The organism is Streptosporangium sp. NPDC049046, assembly GCF_040649155.1.
In the GTDB taxonomy this organism is placed as follows: domain Bacteria; phylum Actinomycetota; class Actinomycetes; order Streptosporangiales; family Streptosporangiaceae; genus Streptosporangium.
In genome coordinates this window covers 1-7,000 of sequence record NZ_JBEZEZ010000072.1, presented here as the reverse complement: position 1 = coordinate 7,000, position 7,000 = coordinate 1, and the positions used below count along the sequence as shown (strand labels likewise).

Sequence of the window (7,000 nt, the reverse complement as noted above, 5' to 3'; positions counted from 1 at the left end):
TGTATTGAGTATTTAATAACCGCCAGTCCTGAATGGGAAGGTTGGGGAAGCAGCAAGGAAGTGGAATTTTTTAAGCGATCTGCTCAGTGGCTCATGGATAAACATGGAGCAGAAAACATTGCAGGTATGAGTGTTCATCGAGACATAAGCACACCGCAACTAGTCGCTTATGTCGTTCCTATTGACCAAAAGGGGAAGCTCAACTGTAAGGATTTTCTAGGCGGCAGGGCTAAATTAAATCAGATGCAAACCGATTTTGCTAAAACCGTTGCTGATTTGGGGCTAACAAGGGGCAAGGAAGGCTCTAAAGCCAAGCATACCAGCATCAAAGAGTATTACCACGACATCAATCACGCGAGGGATTTTAGTATTACGACTTTAGCGCCTAAGCCTGAAATGTTTGAAAGCAAGGCTAGGTATGGGGAAAAGGTCACAGCAGCCGTTATTGATCAAATAGAACCGACTGTGAAGGCTGCTAACAGCATCCTAATGGACTATGAGAAGGCTAGATTGGATAAAAGCGTTGCGGAAGCGAGCTATGACACCCTTAAAAAACGTGTTGAGCCTTACTTACTGGCGACTAAAGGGTTAAATCAAGAGGAAATTGCCAGAGTAAATGAAGCAATGCAGCTAGAAAGCCGTAGAATCGCCATAGAGAGAGTTAAATATGAAAGAGCTAGGTATCTATCAAAATAGATAATGAATGCTGTTAAATCTAATTGTGTAGGCATATAGAGTGGTTTCTATAGCCCATTACTAATGGTTTAAGAAAAATAAAATCAATAGAATGCTAAAAAACTTATAAAGTTTAATAAACCTATTGCTTTGGTTGAGGTTAAAAACAAATTGATAGATAAGTTTGAAAGCATTGATCGATTATCTGATTCAAAAGAACACAAAAAGTCCTTCATATTTTGAGGTAACTAGGGTTTCCCTCCTTTTTCTTTTCAGTTAGTAAAAAAATAAAAAAAGGCTTTTAATGCTTTTAATAGCTTTTAAATGCTTTTAAGCACTCTGTAGGCCTTGCTACTATTGGCTTGTAGCCTCCATTAAAGGACGTTTAGTTACCCATTAAAGGACGTTTAGTTACCCATTAAAGGACGTTTAGTTACCCATTAAAGGACGTTTAGTTACCATTAAAAGACTATTTGTGATTTGACCTTTAAATGACTTAGTGTAATATGTCATTAAATACTTATGGACAAGATGGTTATGAACACTAAAAAAAACCTAGTCGTAAAGACTAATCAACTAAATCAGGCATTACAAACCTTATCGTTGGCTGAAGTGCGAATTATTCAGTTAGCCATAGTCGATGCTAGAGAAACAGCCACAGGATTAAGCACAGACAAGCCGTTACGAATTGATGCCACTCGTTATGCAGAGGTATTTGAAACTACACGGCAAAATGGCTATAAGCGCATGAAAGAAGCTGAAGAGACCCTATTTAATAGGCGTTTTACCTACCTTGACGATAATGGTAAGCCCATTAAAAGCCGTTGGTTACAGCAGGTACAATATCATGATGGGGAGGGCGCAATAGAAATAGTATTTACTCTTGCTGTTGTAGAAGGTATCAGCCGTATCAATGGCTTAGAACAGTTTTTTACCTCGTATTTGCTAGAGCAAACGACACAGTTTGATAGTGTTTATTCAGTACGCCTTTATGAGTTATTGACGCAATGGCGCACAGCTAAAAAAACACCATGCTTTGAGATAGGAGTATTTAGAGACCAGATGGGGCTAGGAATCAATGAATACAAAGCGATGTGTGATTTTAAGAAACGTGTTTTAGATCTTGCTACAGATGAGATTAACAAGAAATCGGACCTTAAAGTCAAATATGAGAACGTAAAAAAGGGACGCAAAATTGTAGGTTTTGTTTTCACTGTTCATGAAAAGCCAAAAGCTAAGATAGATGTAGTTAGTAAGGAACGTGACTCTAGTACAGCAGATATGTTTACGGTTGATGGGCTGAATGATAAGCAGCTAGGGCGTATTGCTCGCAATCCTGCTTTTATGGCGGAATATAATCATTTAGTAAGTCCTACTAGCCCAGCTGGGCAGTCACAGCAAGGGTGGGAGTTTGAAATGGTTAACCGCCTTAAAAAAGACCCTACACAGTTTAATAAACGTCCTATCAGAGAGTATCTTGAATACTAAGTCTTATGAGTGCGTTTGATAGGTCTAATTTCCTAGGCTTCCTGATTAAAATACCTCCAGTTTGTTTGTGCGGATTTGACAGCAAAGGTCAGTGGTAAGCCCTATGCTATACTTCATTTTTTAAAACGGACTGGTGCGTAGAGATGGCAAAAAAAGAAGCAAAAACAGATTTATGGGTTCACAGTTTATTGACAGAAGCAGGTATTGAACTTGAACCTCAAGGTAGCACTATTCTTGAAATCGATCTTGCCTTAAAAACTGCCTCTAAAAGTGGTTCTGGGAAAGTAGGTTTTCCAGAGTTTGTTGGAGTCGTAAAAGATTTTATCCTTGTTTTTGAGAACAAAGCTGATGTCTCTAAGCATGTAAAGCTTGACTCAAAAGGCCTGATTAGTACAACAGTTAAGGATATTAAAGATTTTGCTGTTAATGGCGCGCTCTTTTACGGTCAACATTTAGCTCAAAACACGTCTTACAAGAAGGTCATCGCTTTTGGTATCTCTGGAGACGAAAAGAAACATAAAATCAGTCCATATTTTATTGATGAAACCGAGTATTACCGTGAGTTACCAGAAGTTGAATCTTTTATCTCATTCAATGAAAAAAACATTGTTGAATACTATATAAGAGAGGTACTGCAAGAAAATACTGACCAAGAAAAGGAACTAGCTGAAATATTACGTGATGCTTCAGAGTTACACGAAGATTTGAGAAATTACGGAAACTTAAAAGACATTGATAAACCCTTAATTGTCTCAGGTATTTTATTGGCACTTAGAGAGGCGGAGTTCGGTGGTTTTGATGTTGCTCTCTTAACTGGCGATGAAATTGAGACGGATGGCGAAAAAATATATAGTGCTATCGAAAAGAATCTAAAGCGTTCTAAAGTCTCTCCTGATGTCAAAAGAGATAAGATTCTTAGTCAGTTCTCAATTATTAAAGACACACAAATCCTAAATGAAATAAGCGGTACGCTCAACAAAACCCCTCTTAAGCATTTCACTGAATTCTTGCATGATAGAATTTACAAGAGCATTAAATATACAAGCTCTTCCGAAGACTATTTAGGGCGCTTTTATGGTGAGTTTATGTCTTACTCTGGAGGTGATGGGCAGACTCTAGGAATAGTGTTGACACCCAAACACATTACCGACCTGTTCTGTGATTTGATTGACATTAATCCTCATGACACTGTGCTCGACCCCTGTGCAGGAACGGCCGGATTCTTAATAGCCGCAATGCACCATATGCTCGAACAAACAGAGAATGATAATACAAAGAAGAGTATCCGTCAGAAACAATTGCACGGTTTTGAGTTGCAACCCTATATGTTCACCATTGCCACAACTAATATGATTTTAAGAGGTGATGGTAAAAGCAATTTGATTAACCATAATTTTCTAAACGAAGACCCAAACAAACTTCAATTAAAAGGCGCTACTGTAGGGATGATGAATCCTCCTTACTCACAAGGCTCAAAGAAAAATCCAGATTTATATGAAATAGCTTTTACCGAGCATCTACTGAATTCATTGGTTGAAGAAGGTCGTGCGATTGTGATTATTCCGCAATCCTCTTTAACGGGAAAAACTAAAGAAGAAATATCAATAAAGGCGAACATTCTCAAGAAACATACTTTAGAAGGCGTTATTTCACTCAACAAGGATACATTTTATGGTGTAGGAACTATTACATGTATTGCAATTTTTACTGCTGGTGAACCACACCCAAAAGACAAAGAGTGCAAGTTTATTGATTTCAGAGAAGACGGGTTTAAAGTAAGTCCTCATATTGGGTTGATCGAAACAGAGCAAGCTAAGGATAAGAAGCAACACCTTTTAGATGTTTGGTTTGATCGCATCGAAGCAGAAAGTCAATTCTGTGTAAAAACAACAGTCGAATCAGATGATGAGTGGCTTCACAGCTTTTACTATTTCAATGATGAGCTACCAACTGATGCTGATTTCGAAAAAACTATAGGAGATTACCTAACATTTGAGTTCTCAATGATTATGCAAAATCGAGAATATCTCTTTGAATCTGAAGATTCTAAGGAGGCTTGATATGTCGTTAAATCTTGTAGATGTGGAATGGCATGAGTTTTTCATAGAGGATACTGCAAAGATTTTCTCTGGTAGAGATATTTATGATGCAGAGAGAGTTCAAGGGAAAGTCCCATATATTTCCTCAACTGCAAAAAACAATGGTATAGGACATTTTGTAGGGAACCGTAACTCTACTTTAGAAAGTAATTGTCTCTCAGTTAATCGAAATGGTTCTGTTGGTTACTCATTCTTTCATCCCTACAAAGGCCTATATTCAAATGACTGTCGAAAGCTTCGGCCTATAGTTAGTTCTAATTACGTAGCTTTTTTCTTATCTAACCAAATTTCATTTCAACGCCATAAATACAGTTATGGCTATAAAATGGGAACAGGAAGGCTTAAACGTCAAAAAATAATGCTTCCAGCTATTTCTGAGAATAAACCAAACTGGCAATTCATGGAAGACTACACAAAAGCCTTAATGGATAAGAAAAAGGCTACGTATATTGAGTTATGCCTAAACGAATTAGCAAAGCTAAAACCCAAAAATATTGTCAAGCTTGAAGATAAAGAGTGGCATGAATTCTTCTTAAAAGATATTTTTAAAATTGTTCAGCGTGGTAAGCGTCTCACTAAAGCCAATCAGATTGAAGGGGAACATCCTTATGTCTCTTCAACCTCATTGAATAACGGTGTGAATGATTTCATTGGGAATGAAGACGGTGTTCGCATGTTCTCAAATTGTTTGACAGTTGCAAATAGTGGGAGCGTTGGTGCGAGTTTTTATCAACCATACAAGTTTGTCGCAAGTGATCATGTGACCCATTTGCAGAATGATCATTTTGACCGCTATATTTACCTTTTTATAGCAACTTTAACTAATAGGCTGTCTGATAAATACAATTTTAACAGAGAGATCAACGACAAGCGCATTTCAAGAGATAAAGTCATGTTGCCTGTTAAAGAGGATCAACGCCCAGATTTTGAGTATATGGGGCAGTATATGATGAACCAGGAGTATATTAAGCGAAAGCAATATCTTAACTATGTTCAAAGCGATAAATGAGAGAATCTTATTAATCGCTTTGCCTTAGCGGAACCGCCTTAAAAGCCAAAAAACCTACTAACAGACTACTCAAATACTTCTGAATGGCTACCCAGCCTAATAAAATCTACCGTATCGCTCTGAATACGGTAGATTAGCACCAAGTCAGGTTTGATATGGCAATCTCTAAACCCCTTATGATTGCCGGTCAACGCATGATCTTTGTATTTAGCCGGTAACGGTATATCGTTAGTCAAACAATTGAGCACCTCGCCCCATGCAGGAGTGAGTAAGCTTAGATAATTCTTTTTAGCATCTCTCTTAAACTGACTTGATACTTCAATGGATCTCATCAGCCTCGCCTTCTAGCTCATCCATCAAATCACCAAAGCTGTTGTACTTACTACCTTTACCGCTCGCGACCTCTGCAATAGCAGCGATAGTTTGCGCGTTGAGCTTAGGTTGTTGATAGTCAAAAGACAGAGGAATCGCATTAGTATCGGCTACTTGGTTTAAGAACAGTCTTATGGCTTGTGAAGGTGTTAATCCATAGCTTTCAAGAACAGAAAAAGACCTATCCTTCAGATCCTGGTCAAGCCGTATATTATAATTAGTTGTAGTCATAGCAATCACCTTTCGCTTATATTCGTACCCCCAATATAAGCGAAAGATGATTAAACCTCAATAACTATAGCGTTCCATCTTTTCGCTAATCTAAGTGGTAACAGTCTGCTCATTTAATCCAGCAAGAAAATCATCAACCGTTTTCTCAATGCTTTTTTGCATGACATACAGATCAGAAGTGGAGTACTTCCCCAGCTGATTTCTTTCATCCATGACTTCAAACAGCTTGTTTCTGACTACTTCTTCGTGCGTTTTATCGTCAATCAACAGCAAATTAAGCTTCACGACAGCTCTATTATAGGCTTCTTGGGTAGCTTCAAGCTGAAGGCTTTTATTGCTAGCTACTGATACACCGATCATGCTCATAAATAACTCCGCTACTAGAATCATCTGTAGCTACAGATGATTTTTTTAGGTTAATAAATTATTGATACCAGCCTAAGATTATGCCAGTGAAAAACGAGAAGTAACGCTCTTATAATCCCTTTTTTGTAGCAGATTTTACGACAGATAAAAAAACCGTTATTTCCCACCTAATTTGATGACTACACCATACGCACCCTAAAGGGACTGCCAAATAGCTGATATTGTTAGGTTTATTGAAATTTGAGTGTTTGCAAAGTGTAAACAAAATCGTTCTTAGTTATTGATTTATAAAGAAAAAAGCTGTTTACAATCTGTAAACAGCCAAGTTGAAAAACAGTGAAAAATAGCCCTTTTTTACCGCCTTTTGCGCCAAAAATCACGCTTTCCTAACAGGTGAAATTATGGTGTAGTAAGTACACTTTAATGAAATAACACTCAATTATAGGAAAAAAGTGGCGATGAACTATGCAATTTTGAGAACAGCAAAATTAAAGACGATGGGCAACATCGGTGGCAGTCTTGCACACAGCTACCGAACGATAGAAACGCCAAATGCTGACCCCAACCTCACCCCTAAAAATCATCATACCGTTGCGACCCCTGAAGCCGTCAAACAGGCAATAAAAGATCGACTTCCTGAAAAAAGACGCGCTGATGCGGTGCTATGTATTGAGTATTTAATAACCGCCAGTCCTGAATGGGAAGGTTGGGGAAGCAGCAAGGAAGTGGAATTTTTTAAGCGATCTGCTCAGTGGCTCAT

At 38.0% G+C, this 7,000-nt stretch carries 8 protein-coding genes; 5 read left to right on the top strand and 3 right to left on the bottom strand.

Annotated elements, in window-relative coordinates; all coding sequences use genetic code 11:
* From AB0B96_RS40630 to AB0B96_RS40615, 4 genes are all read left to right on the top strand, one after another.
* Window positions 1-696, top strand: a 696-nt coding sequence (locus AB0B96_RS40630; protein ID WP_362907625.1) for a plasmid recombination protein, incomplete at its 5' end; no start/stop codon positions are given.
* A 501-nt stretch (window positions 697-1,197) separates the two neighbouring features.
* Entirely contained in the window at window positions 1,198-2,163 is a 966-nt protein-coding gene (gene repM / locus AB0B96_RS40625) for a replication initiation protein RepM (protein WP_361462934.1), read from the top strand.
* Between the two features lie 143 nt (window positions 2,164-2,306).
* On the top strand, window positions 2,307-4,223 hold the full coding sequence (locus AB0B96_RS40620; protein WP_361462937.1) for an N-6 DNA methylase: 1,917 nt from the start codon (window positions 2,307-2,309) through the stop codon (window positions 4,221-4,223).
* Window position 4,224: 1 nt separating this feature from the next.
* A complete protein-coding gene (locus tag AB0B96_RS40615) occupies window positions 4,225-5,271 on the top strand; it encodes a restriction endonuclease subunit S (RefSeq protein ID WP_361462940.1) in 1,047 nt (348 codons plus the stop codon).
* 65 nt (window positions 5,272-5,336) lie between these two features.
* Here the strand turns inward: AB0B96_RS40615 and AB0B96_RS40610 are convergent, their stop codons facing one another.
* The 3 genes from AB0B96_RS40610 to AB0B96_RS40600 form a co-directional block, all read right to left on the bottom strand.
* Complete coding sequence (locus AB0B96_RS40610; RefSeq protein ID WP_361462941.1) at window positions 5,337-5,603, bottom strand: type II toxin-antitoxin system YafQ family toxin; 267 nt, start codon at window positions 5,601-5,603, stop codon at window positions 5,337-5,339.
* Entirely contained in the window at window positions 5,590-5,874 is a 285-nt protein-coding gene (locus tag AB0B96_RS40605; RefSeq protein ID WP_362907621.1) for a type II toxin-antitoxin system RelB/DinJ family antitoxin, read from the bottom strand. Before AB0B96_RS40605 ends, AB0B96_RS40610 begins: the two co-directional genes overlap by 14 nt.
* Window positions 5,875-5,964: 90 nt before the next feature.
* Complete coding sequence (locus AB0B96_RS40600; RefSeq protein WP_068039764.1) at window positions 5,965-6,240, bottom strand: hypothetical protein; 276 nt, start codon at window positions 6,238-6,240, stop codon at window positions 5,965-5,967.
* A gap of 458 nt (window positions 6,241-6,698) precedes the next feature.
* On the opposite strand from AB0B96_RS40600, the gene AB0B96_RS40595 reads away from it, so the two are divergent.
* A partial coding sequence (locus AB0B96_RS40595) for a plasmid recombination protein (RefSeq protein WP_362907619.1) occupies window positions 6,699-7,000 on the top strand: 302 nt, incomplete at its 3' end.